17 protein-coding genes and 1 pseudogene are annotated in these 16187 nt (G+C 69.0%); 13 read left to right on the forward strand and 5 right to left on the reverse strand.

Annotated features, from left to right (window positions below; all coding sequences use genetic code 11):
- Positions 1-13 precede the first annotated feature (13 nt).
- The 9 genes from M9980_RS07940 (at position 14) to M9980_RS07980 (ending at position 8579) form a co-directional block, all read left to right on the forward strand.
- Entirely contained in the window at positions 14-1030 is a 1017-nt protein-coding gene (locus M9980_RS07940) for a quinone-dependent dihydroorotate dehydrogenase (RefSeq protein WP_250748809.1), read from the forward strand.
- Positions 1031-1069: 39 nt separating this feature from the next.
- Complete coding sequence (ggt, locus tag M9980_RS07945; RefSeq protein ID WP_422921347.1) at positions 1070-2854, forward strand: gamma-glutamyltransferase; 1785 nt, start codon at positions 1070-1072, stop codon at positions 2852-2854.
- Positions 2855-2960: 106 nt separating this feature from the next.
- On the forward strand, positions 2961-4715 hold the full coding sequence (locus M9980_RS07950; protein WP_250754844.1) for an AMP-dependent synthetase/ligase: 1755 nt from the start codon (positions 2961-2963) through the stop codon (positions 4713-4715).
- A 52-nt stretch (positions 4716-4767) separates the two neighbouring features.
- A complete protein-coding gene (locus M9980_RS07955; RefSeq protein ID WP_250748812.1) occupies positions 4768-6036 on the forward strand; it encodes a multidrug effflux MFS transporter in 1269 nt (422 codons plus the stop codon).
- Positions 6037-6112: 76 nt separating this feature from the next.
- Positions 6113-6457, forward strand: coding sequence for a DNA primase (locus tag M9980_RS07960; protein WP_250748815.1), 345 nt, complete (start codon positions 6113-6115; stop codon positions 6455-6457).
- A 39-nt stretch (positions 6458-6496) separates the two neighbouring features.
- Positions 6497-7090 carry a YdeI/OmpD-associated family protein gene (locus M9980_RS07965; protein WP_250748833.1) on the forward strand — a complete coding sequence of 198 codons (594 nt, stop codon included), beginning with the start codon at positions 6497-6499 and terminating at the stop codon, positions 7088-7090.
- A 22-nt stretch (positions 7091-7112) separates the two neighbouring features.
- Entirely contained in the window at positions 7113-7427 is a 315-nt protein-coding gene (locus M9980_RS07970; protein ID WP_250748835.1) for a hypothetical protein, read from the forward strand.
- 75 nt (positions 7428-7502) lie between these two features.
- The gene (locus tag M9980_RS07975; RefSeq protein ID WP_250748838.1) at positions 7503-7922 is read left to right on the forward strand and encodes an ExbD/TolR family protein; all 420 of its coding nucleotides are present in this window, start codon (positions 7503-7505) and stop codon (positions 7920-7922) included.
- Positions 7923-8174: 252 nt separating this feature from the next.
- Entirely contained in the window at positions 8175-8579 is a 405-nt protein-coding gene (locus tag M9980_RS07980; protein WP_250755078.1) for a hypothetical protein, read from the forward strand.
- A 10-nt stretch (positions 8580-8589) separates the two neighbouring features.
- On the opposite strand, the gene M9980_RS07985 is transcribed toward M9980_RS07980, so the two are convergent.
- On the reverse strand, positions 8590-8805 hold the full coding sequence (locus M9980_RS07985) for a hypothetical protein (RefSeq protein ID WP_250748842.1): 216 nt from the start codon (positions 8803-8805) through the stop codon (positions 8590-8592).
- A 66-nt stretch (positions 8806-8871) separates the two neighbouring features.
- On the opposite strand from M9980_RS07985, the gene M9980_RS07990 reads away from it, so the two are divergent.
- Positions 8872-9267, forward strand: a complete 396-nt coding sequence (locus M9980_RS07990) for an acyl-CoA thioesterase (protein ID WP_250748845.1) — start codon at positions 8872-8874, stop codon at positions 9265-9267.
- 48 nt (positions 9268-9315) lie between these two features.
- On the opposite strand, the gene ppc is transcribed toward M9980_RS07990, so the two are convergent.
- On the reverse strand, positions 9316-11991 hold the full coding sequence (gene ppc, locus M9980_RS07995; protein WP_250748847.1) for a phosphoenolpyruvate carboxylase: 2676 nt from the start codon (positions 11989-11991) through the stop codon (positions 9316-9318).
- 105 nt (positions 11992-12096) lie between these two features.
- Here ppc and M9980_RS08000 point away from each other — a divergent pair, with 105 nt between their 5' ends.
- The 3 genes from M9980_RS08000 (at position 12097) to aat (ending at position 13908) form a co-directional block, all read left to right on the forward strand.
- Entirely contained in the window at positions 12097-12603 is a 507-nt protein-coding gene (locus M9980_RS08000) for a hypothetical protein (protein ID WP_250748850.1), read from the forward strand.
- A gap of 104 nt (positions 12604-12707) precedes the next feature.
- Complete coding sequence (locus tag M9980_RS08005; protein WP_250748854.1) at positions 12708-13091, forward strand: hypothetical protein; 384 nt, start codon at positions 12708-12710, stop codon at positions 13089-13091.
- A gap of 67 nt (positions 13092-13158) precedes the next feature.
- Positions 13159-13908 (forward strand): leucyl/phenylalanyl-tRNA--protein transferase, encoded by a 750-nt coding sequence (gene aat / locus M9980_RS08010; RefSeq protein WP_250748876.1) that lies wholly within the window; start codon positions 13159-13161, stop codon positions 13906-13908.
- A gap of 35 nt (positions 13909-13943) precedes the next feature.
- Here the strand turns inward: aat and M9980_RS14300 are convergent.
- The 3 genes and pseudogenes from M9980_RS14300 to M9980_RS08025 all read right to left on the reverse strand — a co-directional run.
- Positions 13944-14312, reverse strand: a pseudogene (locus M9980_RS14300) (DUF2155 domain-containing protein); the annotation flags it as partial.
- 124 nt (positions 14313-14436) lie between these two features.
- Complete coding sequence (locus M9980_RS08020; RefSeq protein WP_250748879.1) at positions 14437-14829, reverse strand: NADH:ubiquinone oxidoreductase subunit NDUFA12; 393 nt, start codon at positions 14827-14829, stop codon at positions 14437-14439.
- Positions 14830-15697: 868 nt separating this feature from the next.
- On the reverse strand, positions 15698-16186 hold the full coding sequence (locus tag M9980_RS08025) for a DUF192 domain-containing protein (RefSeq protein ID WP_250748882.1): 489 nt from the start codon (positions 16184-16186) through the stop codon (positions 15698-15700).
- Between the last annotated feature and the right edge of the window lies 1 nt (position 16187).

A 16187-nucleotide genomic window follows, 5' to 3' on the forward strand; every position in this document is an offset into this window, starting at 1 on the left:
GATAAGGCCGGCCATGCCCTGGTACCATCCGCTGCTGTTCGCCCTCGACGCCGAGCGCGCCCATCGCCTGACCATCCGCGCGCTCGCCATTGCCGGCGCGCGCACCGGACGGGTCGAAACCACGCCGCGGCTCGCGCAGATCGTCGCCGGCCTGCACTTCGCCAATCCGGTCGGGCTGGCCGCGGGCGTCGACAAGGATGCGGAGGCTATCCCCGGCTTCTTCGGCCTGGGCTTCGGCAGCGTGGAGGTCGGCACGCTCACCCCCCTGCCGCAGCCCGGCAACCCGAAGCCGCGGCTGTTCCGGTTGGTCGAGGACCGTGCCGTCATCAACCGCATGGGCTTCAACAACGGCGGCATCGACGCCGCACTCAACCGCCTCCCGCGCGAACGCTCCGGCATTCTCGGTGTCAACGTCGGCGCGAACAAGGATGCCGCCGACCGCATCGCCGACTATGCGACGGGCGTAACGAAGGCAGCCGCGCATGCCGACTACGTCACGATCAACATCTCGTCCCCCAACACCCCCGGCCTGCGCGACTTGCAGCACGGCGCCGCGCTCGCCGAATTGCTGGCGGCGTCGCGCGCCGCGGCGGGGCGGACGCCGCTGTTCCTGAAGGTCGCGCCCGATCTCGAGCCCGCGCATATCGACGATATCGCCCGGGCCGCGATCAATCACCGCATCGACGCGCTGATCGTCAGCAACACCACCGTCTCGCGCCCGCCCTTACGATCGCGTCACGCGGGCGAGGCCGGCGGCCTCTCGGGCGCGCCGCTCGCCACCCTCTCCCGCCAGCGCCTTGCCGAGTTCCGCGTCGCGACCGGGGCGGCGCTCCCGCTCATATCGGTCGGCGGCATCGACAGCGCGGAGGAAGCCTACGCCCGCATCCGCGCGGGCGCGTCGCTGGTCCAGCTCTATTCGGCGCTGGTGTACGAAGGCCCCGGCCTCGCCCGCCGCATCGCCCGCGGGCTCGACGCGTTGCTCGCCCGCGACGGCTTTGCGCATATCGGGGACGCGGTCGGCGCGGGCTGACGCTTGCGCACTCGCGGCGGCGCGTTAGGGTCGCGTCCCATGAAAGCCCTGTTCCTCGCGCTGGTGCCGCTGGTCGCCGCGTGCGCGCCCCTAGCCGATCGACCTGCTGCCGCATCCGTAGCGCCGAGCACGCAGGCACCCGTTGCCGAGGCGACCCGCGCGCGCGCACCCGGCATGGTCAGCGCCGCCGATCCGCGCGCGGTCGCCGCGGGCGTCGAGATATTGAAGGCGGGCGGCAGCGCGACCGACGCGGCGATCGCGACGATGCTCGCGCTCGGCGTCGTCGAGCCGCAGAGCTCGGGGATGGGCGGCGGCAGCTTCTGGGTGCGGCATTCGGCCAAGGGCGGCCTCGACACGATCGACGCACGCGAAACCGCGCCGATGGCCGCGGGGCCGCGGCTGTTCTACACCGCCGACGGCCAGCCGATGGACCACCGCGTGGCGGTGCCCGGCGGCAAGTCGGTCGGCGTGCCGGGCGCGCTGCGCGGCATGGCGCTGGCGTACCGATCGGGCGGCAAGCTGCCGTGGGCCCGGCTGTTCGCGCCGGCGATCCGCATTGCGCGCGACGGCTGGCAGCTGACCCCGCGCTTCGTCGACGGACTGGCGCGCAACGGCACGCACATCACGCCCGAGATGCGGGCAATCTTCTCGCCCGGCGGCGTCGCGCTGCCGGCCGGGGCGACGGTGCGCAACCCTGCCCAGGCGGCGCTGCTCGAACGGCTGGCGTCGCGCGGTGCCGACAGCTTCTACGTCGGTCCCGATGCGCAGGCGCTGGTCGCTACGGTCAGGAACGCCGCGCAGAACCCGTCGCAGATGACGACCGGCGACATGGCGAGCTATGCCGCGAAACCGCGCGATCCGGTGTGCGTGCCGTACCGCAGCTACCGTATCTGCGGGATGGGTCCGCCGTCGTCGGGCGGACTGACCGTGCTGATGATCCTGAAGCAGCTCGAACGCTTCGACATGGGCGCGCTGGGCAAGGACAGCGCGACCGCGTGGCATCTGTTCGCCGAATCGTCGCGCCTCGCCTATGCCGATCGCAACCTGTACATCGGCGATCCCGATTTCGTGCGCGTGCCGGTCGCCGGCCTGCTCGACCCCGCCTATCTCGCCGGCCGCTCGGCGCTGATCGCGCCCGACCGCACGATGGCGAGCGTCGCCGCCGGCACTCCGCCGGACGCCCCGCCGCGCGTCCGCGCCGCGCCCGCCGAGGTGCCGGGAACGACCAGCCTGTCGGTCGCCGACGCGCAGGGGAACGTCGTCGCGGTCACGACGACGGTGGAGGGCGTGTTCGGATCGGGACTGACCGTCAACGGCATCGTCCTCAACAACCAGCTGACCGATTTCGACACCGTGCCCGAGAAGGACGGCTATCTGGTCGCCAACCGGGTCGAGGGCGGCAAGCGCCCGCGCAGCTCGATGGCGCCGACGATCGTGTACGACGCGCAAGGCCGCGTTCGCCTGTCGATCGGTGCCGCCGGCGGCCCGACGATCATCGCGCAGATCGCCAAGGCGATCATGGGCGTGATCGATTTCGGCCTGCCCGCACAGGACGCGATTGCGATGGGGCTGCTCTATGCGCCGGGCATGCAGGCGGTCGCCGAAAGTGGTACCGAGCGCGCAGGCATGGTCCCGGCGCTGCAGGCGCTCGGCGAGCGCGTCGCGGTCGGCCCGCTGGGGCTGAAGGCGAATGCGGTCGAATGGGTCGGCGGGCGCTGGGTCGGCGCCGCCGATCCGCGCAGCGAAGGCGTCGCAGAGGACGAGGCCGGGACCGTCACGAAGATTCGTCGCTTCGGCAGCGACCCCAGCCGGCCGCCCGAATAAACGACCCCAGACGAATTTGGAGAGCGGCGCGATCATACAAGACGCCGCACCGCAGGAGAGATACGTGACCGCCAGAACCCTCGAACATTTCCCCAATCTGGTGACGATGTTCTTCACCCGCGCGCGTGAGAAGGGCGACGCGCCGTTCCTGTGGCACAAGGAAGACGGCGGCTGGCAGTCGATGAGCTGGGCCGAGGCCGCGCAGCAGGTCGCGAGCCTTGCCACCAGCCTGCGCGCGATGGGCCTGCGCAAGGGCGACCGGGTGATGCTGGTCAGCGAAAATCGCCCCGAATGGTGCATCGCCGACCTGGGCATCATGGCCGCGGGCTGCGTCACCGTGCCGACCTATGTCACCAATACCGAACGCGACCACCAGCACATCCTGGAAAACTCGGGCGCCTGCGCGGTGGTCGTGTCGACCGCGAAGCTCGCCAAGACGCTGATGCCCGCGGTGCTGCGTGGATCGGCGGCGCGGATCGTCATCGCGATCGAGGATTTCCGGCTGGGCCAGCCCGGATCGATCGACTTCCACCACTGGGCCGATCTGATTGCGCCCGACCGCGGCGACGTCGCCAAGGTTACCGCGGAGGCGACCGCGCAGCGCGGCGATCTCGCCTGCATCATCTACACCAGCGGCACCGGCGGCGCGCCGCGCGGGGTGATGCAGCATCACGGCGCGATCCTGCACAACGTCAACGGTTGCTGCACCGTCATCAGCGAGGATTTCGGCTGGGAGGACGAGGTGTTCCTGTCGTTCCTGCCGCTCAGCCACGCCTATGAACATACCGGCGGGCAGCATTTCCCGATCGGGCTGGGCGCGCAGATCTACTACAGCGAGGGTCTCGACAAGCTTGCGAGCAATATCGAGGAGACGCGCCCCACGATCATGGTAGTGGTGCCGCGCCTGTTCGAAGTGCTGCGCACCCGCATAACCAAAGCGATCGAGAAGCAGGGCAAGCTCAGCAGCTACCTGCTCGACCGCGCCGTCTCGATCGGCGGCAAGGAAGCCGCGGGCAGCGCGTCCGCGCTGGACCTGCCGATGCGCCTGATCGTGAATTCGCTGTTCAAGCCCAAGATCGGCAAGAAGTTCGGCGGGCGGATGAAGGCGATGGTATCGGGCGGCGCGCCGCTCAATCCAGAGGTCGGCACCTTCTTCTCCTCGATCGGGCTCACCTTCCTGCAAGGCTATGGCCAGACCGAGGCGGCGCCCGTCATCTCCTGCAACCGCCCCGCCGCCGGCCTGAAGCACGACACCGTCGGCCCGCCGCTCGTCGATACCGAAGTCCGCATCGCCGAGGATGGCGAAATTCTCGTCCGCGGCGAGCTCGTCATGCACGGCTATTGGCGCAACGAGGAGGAAACCGCGCGCGTCCTGAAGGACGGCTGGCTCCACACCGGCGACATCGGCGTGATCGATGCCAAGGGCCGCATCCAGATCACCGATCGCAAGAAGGACATCATCGTCAACGACAAGGGTGACAATGTCGCGCCGCAGAAGGTCGAGGGGATGCTGACCCTGCAGAACGAGATCGTCCAGGCGATGATCGCCGGCGATCGCCGCCCGTACATGACCGCGGTAATCGTCCCCGATCCCGAATGGACCGCGGAATGGTGTGCGAAGACCGGATCGGGCTGCAATTTCGAGAAGCTGAAGGCCAATCACGAATATCGCGCCGCGATCGGTGCCGCGGTGGAGCGGGTGAACAAGGATCTGTCGGTCACTGAGCGCATCCGCCGCTTCATCATCGCCGACGGCCCGTTCACGATCGAGAACGAGCAGTTGACCCCCAGCCTGAAGATCCGCCGTCACGTCCTGCGGGCAGTGTACGGCGAAAGGCTCGACGCCCTGTACAAGCATTGAGGCCGGTCACGCGGTAGTGCGCAAGGGGTTCCCGCCGCCCGCCCTTTGCGCCATGACGCACCGCACCATGACCGGCCACGCTCCCGAAGACAGCCAGAACCGCGCGCCGATCGGCTTCGTCGAGTTCGTCGCGCTGATCGCCGCGCTGATGGCGCTGACCGCGCTCGGCATCGATTCGATGCTGCCGGCGCTGCCCGCCATCGCCGACGCGCTCGACGTGGCCGAGCCCAATCGCCGCCAGTTCGTCATCACCGCCTTCATGGTCGGGTTCGCCTTCGCGATGCTCGTCTATGGCCCGATGACCGACCGGTTCGGGCGGCGCCGCGTGCTGGTGGTGGCCCTCGTCGGCTATGTCGCGACCAATCTGCTGGCGGCGATTTCGGGCAGTTTCGACCTGCTGCTGATCGCCCGCCTCGCCTCGGGCGCGATGGTGGCGGGCGCGCGGACGGTCACGGTGGCGCTGGTGCGCGACTGTTTCTCGGGCCGGGCGATGGCGCGGGTGATGAGCCTCGCCTTCATCGTGTTCATGGCAGCGCCCGTGCTCGCCCCGACCTTCGGCCAGCTGATCCTGCTGTTCGCCAGCTGGCGGTGGATCTTCGGCGGCATCGCGCTCGTCACCGCCTGCATCCTCGCCTGGTTCGTGTTGCGCATGCCCGAGACGCTGGCGATCGAGGACCGGCGGCCCTTGCGCCTCGGCCTGCTGGTCGCGGGCACGAAGCGGGTGGCGGGCGATCGCTACGCGGTCGGCTATACGCTGGCGGCGACGATGCTCCAGGGCGCGCTGTTCGGCTTCATCGGATCGATCCAGCAGATCGTGTTCGACGTGTTCCGGGTGCCGCACCTGCTCGCCGTCGTGTTCGCGTCGGTCGCCGGCACGATGGCGGTCGGATCGTTCCTCAACTCGCGCATCGTGATGAAGCTCGGCACGCGGCTCATCTCGCACACCGCGCTGATCGGCTTCATCATCTTCGCGGTGGCGCACCTGATGATCTCGCTGTCGGGCGCCGAGACGCTGGCGAACTTCATCGTCGTCCAGGCGCTGATGATGGCGTGCTTCGGCCTTGCCACGTCCAATTTCTCGGCGATGGCGATGGAGAACATGGGCGACATCGCCGGCACCGCCGCCAGCCTGCAAGGCTTCGTCGCGACGCTCGGCGCGGCGCTGATCGGTGCCTATGTCGGCCAGAGCTACGACGGGACCACGGTGCCGCTGTACGTCGGCTTCACCACGATGGGCGTCCTCGCGCTTGTCATCGTGCTGGTCGCGGAGCGCGGGCGGCTGTTCCGTCCGGCGCACGAACCGGCGGCTCGTCGCGCCTGAACGGAACAGGTCCGCGCCCCCGCCGTTCGTCCGTCACAGGGTCGGCATCCCGCCGTTCCCGCCAGAAAGGACGATCATGGGCGGCCATCAGATACCGGGCGTAGGCACCAGCGACGACGGCTATGACGAGGACGGCTATGACGAAAGCCAGCGCGCCGAGATTCTGGAGGCGACCGGCGACGGGCCGAGCGACGGCACGATCCTGACCGACATGAACCCTGATCTGGGGCGCGAGCCGCTCGACGACGAGGACGACGACGAGATCGATATGCTCGCCGACGAGGTCGCCGAGGAGGACGACGACGCCGAACAGGACGAGGACGACATGGCCGAGGATTCGGCGCAGGTCGATTTCGAGGACGACGCGGAAGACGCCGACGAGGTCCGCGACGATGGCGACGACGTGGCGCTCCAGCCCTGATCTTGACGCGGGTCGGCGGTCGGGCGCAGCATCGCCGCCATGCCGACCGACCCGCGCATCGACGCCTATATCGACGCTCGCGCCGACTTCGCGCAGTCGATCCTCGCCTGGTTGCGGCAGCGCGTCCACGCCGCCTGCCCCGAGGTGGAGGAGGCGATCAAGTGGAGCATGCCGGCCTTCCTGTACCGCGGTCGTCCGCTGGCCAATATGGCGGCGTTCAAGGGGCATGCCACCTTCGGCTTCTGGGACCGTCAGGCGCTGGCGACCGGCATGGAGGGTGAGGCGATGGGCCAATATGGCCGGATCGAGCGCCTGTCCGACCTGCCGCCCGCCGAAGTAGTCGAAGATCAGGTCCGTGCCGCGATGGCGCGGATCGACAGCGGTGCGAAGCCCGCGCGCGCCGCCCGGACGCCAAAGCCCGAAGCCGTGGTTCCGCCGGCCCTCGCGACCGCGCTCGCCGGCGATGCCGCCGCCGCTGCTACGTTCCACGCTTTCCCGCCAAGCTGTCGCCGAGACTATTGCGAATGGATCGCCGAGGCGAAACGCGCCGACACCCGCGACCGCCGCGTCGCCGATGCCGTCGCCTGGCTGCGCGAGGGCAAGCGCCGCCATTGGAAGCATGAAAGCTGCTGACCCGCCACAAAGTAGATCGACGATGCCGCTGTCCCCGATCCTGATTGCCGCCCTGGCCGTCCCCTTGTCGCCTCCCGCCGCCGGACAGGCGATGAAGGCCTCGCCGCGAGTCATAGCGAATCCGATGCCCGATCGCTGCGGCGGCAACCGCATCGCCGGCCATGTCGGTCGCAGGGCCGGCCCGAGCCCACTTGCCCAACAGCCCCCCGCCGCGCGCCTCTACGCGCTCTACCGCACGGTCGATGGATGCCCCCGGCCGATCGTGCTGCGCGAAGGGATTGGTGCCCATCCTGAGCGGCGCCTGCCGATCGTTCCCGACTCCGCCGTCCCGCGCTGAGCGCGTCCGCGGAGGCGGGTTGACGCTTCCAGTGCGATGCGTGATGATGCATCATCACATCAAGGAGCCCCGGCCATGCGCAGCGTCCGCACTTCCGAAGCCACCGAGCCCTTCTCCGCGATCAACATCACGCCGATGATCGACGTGCTGCTGGTCCTGATCGTGATGCTGATCCTGACCATCCCGGTCGTCGCGCACAAGGTGCCGATCGACCTGCCCGCCCCCGGCCCCAAGGCCGCGCCCCCGGAGCAGCCGCATCGCCTGGGAATCGCGGGGGACGGTGCGCTGTCGTGGGACGGGCGGACGATCGCCGACGCGCAACTGAAGCCGTTGCTGGAGGGGCTGGCGCGCGAGGGCAGCGGCGTGCTGCACATGCAGACCGACCCGCTCGCCCGCTACGAACGCTTCGACCAGACGCTGGCCGAGGTGAAGCGCGCGAACGTCACCCGTCTCGCCTTCATCGGCGACGCCGCGATGGTGGACAGCCTGCGCTAGGAACGGGCGCCCGCGCCGAAGCGTTCGACCGCCGCAGGACGGACGGAGAACAGCATGCGGATCGGATTGGGCGTGGCGGCGATGGCTCTGATGGCGGGATGCAGCGAAGCGCCGCGCGACATGAACGCGCATCGCGATGGCGCCGAGGTCTCGCGCGGGGCTGGAACGCCGCTGCCCGCTCCGGCCCCGACACCTGCTGCACCGTCTCCGGCCCCCGTCCCGGCTGCGAGCCGGTCCGCAGCATCTCCGTCGATGCCAGAGACGCCGGTCGCCGACGACGATGGCGCCCAGGCGGCGGCAGGAATCGTCGAACGCTATTTCGCGCTGATCGAGACGGGGCGCTTCGCCCAGGCCTATGACCTTTGGGAGCCGCAGGCGGCGGGCGACACCCGATCGCAATTCAGGGCCAGTTTCGCGCAATATGCCGAGTATCACGCCACGGTGGGCACCCCCGGGCGAGTCGATGCCGGTGCGGGCCAACGCTATGTGACGGTGCCGGTCCGCACCTATGGAAAGCTGTCGGCGGGCGGCGCGTTTGCACGGAACGGCTCGGCGATCCTCCACCGTACTGCCGACATCGACGGCGCCACCGCCGCCCAGCGCAGCTGGCGCATCCGCTCGATCGAGCTGCAACCGGCGACGCCTTCCGCACGATAGCGGGGACGGGTCAGCTCGCCTCCATCACCTTCATCAGGTCCTTCAGGTTCTTGTCGTCGATCGGCTGGCCCAGCGCATCGGTCGCGACCGCCTTCGTGGGGGCGGCGCCCTTTTCCGGCGCGTCGCCGAAGCCGACCGTCATCACCGCCGCGACGATGACCCAGAACGACCACCAGATCGCGCCCTTGCGGCTGCGAAAGACCTTGGAATTGGGGATCGGAAGCATCGCCCGGCCCTAGCCCATGACCGATGAAGGCTTCGCTCGAAGGGAAGGTGAGCCTAGCGTTGACCAATGACGCCCTTCGCCATGCGCTTCACCGCCGATCCCGCCGACATCGACGAGCTCGGCCACGTCAACAATGCGGTCTGGGTCCGCTGGATCCAGGACATCGCCGTCGCCCACTGGCACGCGGTGGCGGACCCGGCGCATCACGATGCCTATATCTGGGTCGTGACCCGGCACGAGATCGACTATCGCGGCAACATGGTCGCGGGCGACACGGTGACCGCCGAAACCTGGATCGGCGATCCGCCCAAGGGCGCCCGCTTCGACCGCCACGTCCGCTTCGTGGGCGACGACGGCAAGGTGAAGGTCGAGGCGCGGACGACCTGGGCGATCCTCGACCGCGCGACGGGACGGCTGGTGCGCGTCCCGAAGGAAGTGGCCGCGCCGTTTTTGGGGGCGTGAGCGAACATACTCCCCTCCCTGAAATTGAGGGGAGAAGGCGTCGCGACCCTACCCTGAATTCCTAAGCGCCGTCGCGATCGCGTTGATCGACAGCAGAATGCCCTCGCCGATCCGCGCGTCGTCCTCGCCGGCGCGGTGGCGTTTCAGCAGTTCGATCTGGAGCAGGTTGAGCGGCTCGATATAGGGCAAGCGCAGCCGGATCGACGCCTCCAGCGCCGCGTGCTTTTCCAGCAGCCGCGTCTGGCGGGTGATGCCGAGCAGGCCGTCGTGGGTCTGCTGCCACCCGTCCCGGATGCGCGTGAAGATGCCGTCGCCCAAGGCCCGATCCTCGACCAGCGCCGCGTAGCGCGCGGCGAGGTCCATGTCGGACTTCGCCAACACCTGCTCCATGTTGGCGAGCGTCGCGGCGAACAGCGGCCAGGCGCCCGCCATCTCGCGCAGCAATTCCTTGTCCTCGAAGCCCGCGATCGCCTGGCCGACGCCGTACCAGCCGGGCAGCATGATCCGCGCCTGCGCCCAGCTGAAGACCCAGGGAATCGCGCGCAGATCCTCGATCGCGTCGCTTTTCTTGCGGCTCGCCGGGCGCGATCCAATCTTCAGCCCCGCGATCTCGGCGATTGGCGTCGCCTGGCGGAAGAAGGTGCGGAAGCCGTCGGTCTCGTACACCAGCCCGCGGTAGGCGCGGAACGCGGTGTCGCTCAGCGTATCCATCGCCGCATGGAAGCGCGCGCGGTCCTTCTCGGGCAGTTCCGACGGCGCCAGGCTGGCGAGCAACGTCGCCGCCGTCATCGCCTCGAGGTTGGTCATCGCCGATGCGCGGGTGCCGTATTTGGCGGCGATCACCTCGCCCTGTTCGGTGATGCGGATGCGGCCCTGCACGGTGCCGGGCGGCTGCGCCTGAATCGCCTGGAAGGCGGAGCCCCCGCCGCGCCCGACCGCGCCGCCGCGCCCGTGGAACAGCTGCATCCGGACACCCGCCGCCTCGAACACCGGGGCCAGCGCCGACGACCCCTTCGACAATTGCCAGGTCGATGTCAGGTAGCCGCCGTCCTTGTTGCTGTCGGAATAGCCGATCATCACTTCCTGCACGCCGCGCGCGGAGGCGATCGCGGCGACCTCGGGCAGCGCCAGCCAGTCGGCCATGATGCCCGGCGCGCGTTCCAGATCGGCGACCGTCTCGAACAGCGGGATCGCCATGATGGCCGCCTCGGGCGGCTTGCCGGGGCGGTACAGCCCGGCCTCCTTCAGCAGCACATGGACCTCCAGCAGGTCCGACACCGACTGCGCCATCGACACGATGTAGTTGACGATCGATGCCGGCCCGTAGGTGCGATGCGCCGCTGCGGCTGCGCGCACGACGCCGAGTTCCGAGGCGGTTTCGTCCGAATAGGTCGCATAGGGGCTGGTCAGCAGCCGCGCGCTCGCCAGTTCGCGGCGGAGCAGCGCGACCCGCGCATCTTCGTCGAGGGCCAGATAGTCGTCCGCCACCCCCGCCGCGCGCAGCAATTCGGCGACCACCCGCTCGTGCACCGCGCTGTTCTGCCGCATGTCGAGCGTGGCGAGATGGAAGCCGAAGGTTTCGACCGCGCGGATCAGCCGCCCGAGCGCCCCGCCCGACGCCAGCGGCCCTTCCCCCTCGCCCGCCAGCGCATGCGCGATCTCGGCCAGGTCGTGGCGGAACGCAGCGGGATCGCTATAGGGCGCACCGGTCAGCGGGCCGGGTCGCGGTGCGGGCTTGCCGGTCAGCGCCAGATGCGTCGCCGCCAGCCGCGCATAGATGCCCGACAGCGCCCGGCGGTATGGTTCGTCGGCCCGGCTCGCCGCGGTGTCGCCGCTCGCCTCGGCGAGCGCCAGCGCACCGGCTGCGACGCGGGCATGTTCGGTCGAGATCGACAGTTCGGCACCGAGCGCGTGGACCGCTTCCAGATAATAGCCGAGCACCGCCTCGCTCGCCCGCGCCAGCGCCAGCGTCATGCTGGCGCCGTCGACATAGGGATTGCCGTCGCGGTCGCCGCCGATCCACGTGCCGGGGCGCAGGAACGACGGCACCCGCTCGCCCACCACCCGGTCCCACCGCGCATACAGCGCCGGGAGCGCGGGCAGGAACACGTCGCGCAGGTAACTGAGCGCGGTCTCGACTTCGTCGGCGACGTACAGCCGCTCGCGCCGCAGCACCCGCGTCTGCCACAGCAGCGCGATCTGGCGCAGGATCGCGTCGTCGATGCGGTCGCCGTCTCCGGTTTCCTCCAGCCCGCGGTCCTTCAGCGCCAGCAGGTCGGCGATGCGGTTGCGGTGATCGATCATCGATTTGCGCCGCACCTCGGTCGGGTGCGCGGTCAGCACCGGCGCGATCAGCGCGGTGTCGAGGAGCGCCAGCACCGCGTCCCGTCCGATGCCGTCCGCCGCCAGCCGCTCGATCGCATGGGCGACGTCGGCCCCCGTTTCGGCGGCGACGCCTTGGCGATCCTCGGCCAAATTCGCGAGCATCGAAAACAGCATGAAGCCGCGCGTGAAATCCAGCGTCTCGTCAAGCGTCAGCCGGTCGAGCCCCGGGTCGATCGCCTCCGCACCCGCCACCCCGCGCGCGCGATCGACCGAGACGCTGCGGATATATTCGATCCGGCGGAACAGCGCCTCTCCCCCATAAGCGCGGATCACGTCGCCGAGCAGCTTGCCGAGGAAGCGGACATCAGGATTGTTTGCGATGGGGGGAAGGCTGGCCATGCCGGCGATGCTGCACCGCCGCAGACACCGGGGTCAACGCAGAAACCGTTGACGCTGCCGCAAGCCCGCCTTAACTGTACTAGTCAAGTAATACAGGAGAGCGACATGCGTGCGTTTCTGATCCTCGCCCCGGCTGCCCTGCTGGCCGCGTGCAACGGCGGCGGCAGCGCCGACGACGGTACCGAGATTTCGATCAAGGGCGGCACCGGCAGCGAGTTTTCGGCGGGCATGGGCAAGGACGGCAGGGTGTCGATCGACGCGCCGGGGTTCAAGGCCGCGATCAACCTGCCCAAGGTGAAGCTGGATGCCGGCGATTTCGACATCAACGGCGTCGGCCTGCCCGCCGGATCGACGATCGAATCGATGAACATCGACGGCAACGAAAAGGGCAACGGCGCCGCGGGCGAAAGCGTCAACGTGCGCTTCACGAGCCCGACCGGCACCGCGGGCGTGCGCGAATGGTTCCAGGGGAAGCTGGCCGCGGAGGGCTTCAAGCTGACCGCCGAGGGCGACAACCTCTCGGGCACCACCGACGAGGGCAAGCCGTTCCGCCTGACCACCAGGTCGGTCGGCAACGGGCGCAGCGAAAGCACGCTGGCGATCGGCGGATAGCGCCGTCGCGCCCGGTGCGGGCGCGGACGCAAGCCGCGAAATGCCCGGACGCAAGCGCCAACCGCCTTGACGTCGGATGCTGCATGCGCGAAGCGGGGGGCGCTATGATCCATCGTATCCTCCCCACCGCCGCCGCGCTCGCGCTCCTCTCCCTCGGCGCTTGCAAGAGCGAGCCCGAAGTCGTCGACAGCCGCGCGCCCGATCCCATGGCCGAGCAGCTGAAGAACGCCGCCCCGGTCGAGCTGCCGCCGGCAGTCACCGCCAGCGTCACCTTCCGCTGCCAGCCGGGCAACAGCCTGGTCTATGTCGACTTCTTCGACGGCAACAAGATGGCCAACCTGCGCACCGAAAAGGGCGGCACGCCCACCATGCTGACCGCGCCCGAGGCCGGCCAGCCCTACACCGGCGGTGGCTACACCGTGTCGGGCACGCCGAAGTCGATCCAGTACACGGCGCCGGGCAAGTCGGCGCTCAGCTGCAAGGCCTGATCGTCCTGCCTTCCAACCGACATCGGGGTCGGCGGAGCGATCCGCCGGCCCTTTTCGTTTGCCTGCCATGAGCCGCCCGACGATCCCGACCGAGACGATCGACCCCGACTTGGTGCTGCGGGCCTATGCGATGGGGGTATTCCCGATGGCCGACGCGCGCGACGCGCCCGGCATCTACTGGGTCGAGCCGAAACAGCGCGCGGTGCTGCCGCTGGATGCCTTCCACCTGTCGCGTTCGCTCGCCCGCACGATCGCGCGCGACCGCTTTCGCGTGACCGCCGACACCGCGTTCGACCGCATCATCGCGCTGTGCGCCGAATCCGCGGACGACCGGCCCGACACGTGGATCAACGCGTCGATCGAAACCGTCTTCCGCCAGCTGCACGCCCGCGGCTTCGCTCATTCGGTCGAGGTGTGGGACGGCGACGCGCTGGTGGGCGGGCTCTACGGCCTTGCCCTGGGTCGCGCGTTCTTCGGCGAAAGCATGGTCAGCCGCGCACGCGATGCATCGAAGGTCGCACTCGCCTGGCTCGTCGCACGGCTCAGGCTCGGTGGCTTCGCGTTGCTCGACTGCCAGTTCCAGACCGACCATCTCGCGACGATGGGGACTGTGGAGCTGCCGCGCAGCGCCTATTCGGTGGTGCTGGGCGAGGCGCTGGGCGACGGGGTCGCCGGGCTGGTCGGCGGCGCGCCGGTCGTGTCGGGCGACTGGTCCGCCCTCGACCGCCTTGGCGACGACGCAGGCGACGCCTCGCTCACCGTCTCCGCGGGCCCCTCGGGGAAGCGCATCGTGCAGCTCTTGGGCCAGACGTCGTAGAGCGCGCTCGGCACGACGTTCAGCGCGGGCCGCTCCTTGTACACCCAGCCCGAGAAATGCCGCCGCCAGCGCCCGTCGAACCCGCGCACGTCGAGTTGCAGGAACGCGCCGGTCAGCTGCTCCTCTTCCCACGGCGCGGTCTGCTCGCAGGCGCGCAGGCGGACGATGGCGTCGCCGATGCGGTACGCCTGGCCCGGCTTCATCTGCACGTCGCGGGCATCGCCGTTACGCTTGTTGAGGACGCCGATCACCGCGACGCGCTCCGCCATCGGCGTCGCGCCGGGCGCCTGTGCGGTCGCAGCGTTGGTGACGGTCGCGCCCTGCGTCTGCGGCACGGCGGCCTGCTGCACGGGGGCAGCGGCGGGAGTCGCACCGAAGGGCAGGCGCGGCAGCCAGTCGGGCATCGCCTGCGGCGCGGCGAACTGCAGCCCCGCCCAGGCGGCGACGATCGCGACCACGCCGATCGCGGCGCCACCGAGCCACCGCGTCGGCGTGCGCTCCGACCGCCCACCCTCCGGCGGGGCGCGGTCAGTCACCGGGGGTCCAGGCCTCGTAATCGCCGGTCGCGGGCGCGCGCTTGCCGCCCGCACCCAGCGCACCCGCGGGACGATAGGCAAGCGGCGTGCCGGTCAGGTTCGGGACCGCCGGCTGCTGCCACGGTTTCGCGGGCGGCAGTGCGCGATCGGGCACGTCGTCGATCTGATGGTGCAGCCAGCCGAACCATTCGGGCGCGATCCGGCTCGCGTCGTTCGATCCGTTGTAGATCACCCAGCGCCGCGGGTTGCCGCTCGTGTCGCTGCCGCCCTGATAATAGACGTTGCCCAGCGCATCCTCACCGACGCGCCCCTTGCCGCGCAGCCCGAACCACGTGCCGATGGTGGCGCCGTTCCACCAGGTGAAGGGATTGAGATTGATGCCCATGCGCCCGCGATTAGCGGGCGGGCGGAGATTGGGCAAGGCGCCGGCGGCGGCGGATTTGCGTTAGCAAATCGCCGACTCGCCACGGCGGGAAGCAAGATCGCGCAGAGAAACCGTTTAGCGGCGTTGTAATATGATGAGTGGCCGCTCACGCCCCAAAAGCAGACATATTAGTGTCGGCAATGCCGCGCTTTGGTCATCCACCCGCGTACGGCAAGAGCAAAGACAGACACCGGGTTTGGCTTGACTCTCGTAACAAAGGCCCGCAGTTTTAGTCCCTTCCGCTTGGACGAACGACGCGTCGGTTATTATCGAGTTTACAGGGGGCCAGATCATGAAGGTGCTGCTAAGCGCAATTTTCATCGCGACGTTCACGCTAATGTCTGGCACCGCCTCGGAAGCTAAAGATGACGTAAGTGCAAAAACAAACAAAGGTGAGCATTGTCGGACGGCGAAGAAGGCTGGGGTCGATGCTGCACTAGCAGCTGCTGAATGTAAAAAGCTGCTGGCTAAGCCCCCCCGACCCACGGACTGTGTCCTGCGACCGGGGCAACCTAACAAATGTGCCGCACTGCTTCCACCGATGTCGAACATCTCGACAAGGTGATAGAGATCGGCCGACGGCAGTGAGCGATGATTGCCGCGACGATTGAGTAAATCAGACAACAAAATTCGGCGCGCCCAAGACAGGAGCGCGCGATCGTAATCCTCGATTGTCGAGGGGTGCGACGTGCGCCTCCTGGCAGGCGGCACCTTACTTCGCTAAAGATAGCGACTTGCGGCGATATGGTCAGAGTCCGCTAACCACCAATCGCGGACGCTCGGCGTAGCAGCACTCTACGTCGTCTGCCGGATACTATCCGCCCCCGCCCTACTTCGCCCAGCTCACCTTGTCCCCCGGCGCAATCCCCAATTCCCCCGCACGTCCACCGAGAATTTCCAGCACCGCGCTCACCGGTTCGCCGCTGGCAACCGGTGTCTCGCTGAACGGCACGGTATTCTCCGCGATCGTCGCGATCGTGCCGTCGGGGCGGATGAAGATAATGTCGAGCGCGGTCGGCGTGTTCTTCATCCAGAAGCTCGCCTCGCGCGGGGCGCCGCCACCCGCGGGATAGGGCGCGAAGATCATGCCGCCGTCCTTCTTCAGGTCGGTGCGGTACATCAGCCCGCGCTCCTGCTCCGCCGCAGTCTTCGCGACCTCGACCGCGAAGACGTGCGCGCCGTTCGCCGAGGTGATGGTGACCGGGATCGTCTTCGCCACCGCCGCCTGGTTGGCGTCGGCGCTGCCGCCTGCGCACCCCGGCAGGGCGAGGGCCAGCCCCACGGCGATCGCCGCGCCGCGCCAGATTCGAGCATTCATC

The organism is Sphingomonas donggukensis (assembly GCF_023674425.1).
Lineage (GTDB): Bacteria > Pseudomonadota > Alphaproteobacteria > Sphingomonadales > Sphingomonadaceae > Sphingomonas > Sphingomonas donggukensis.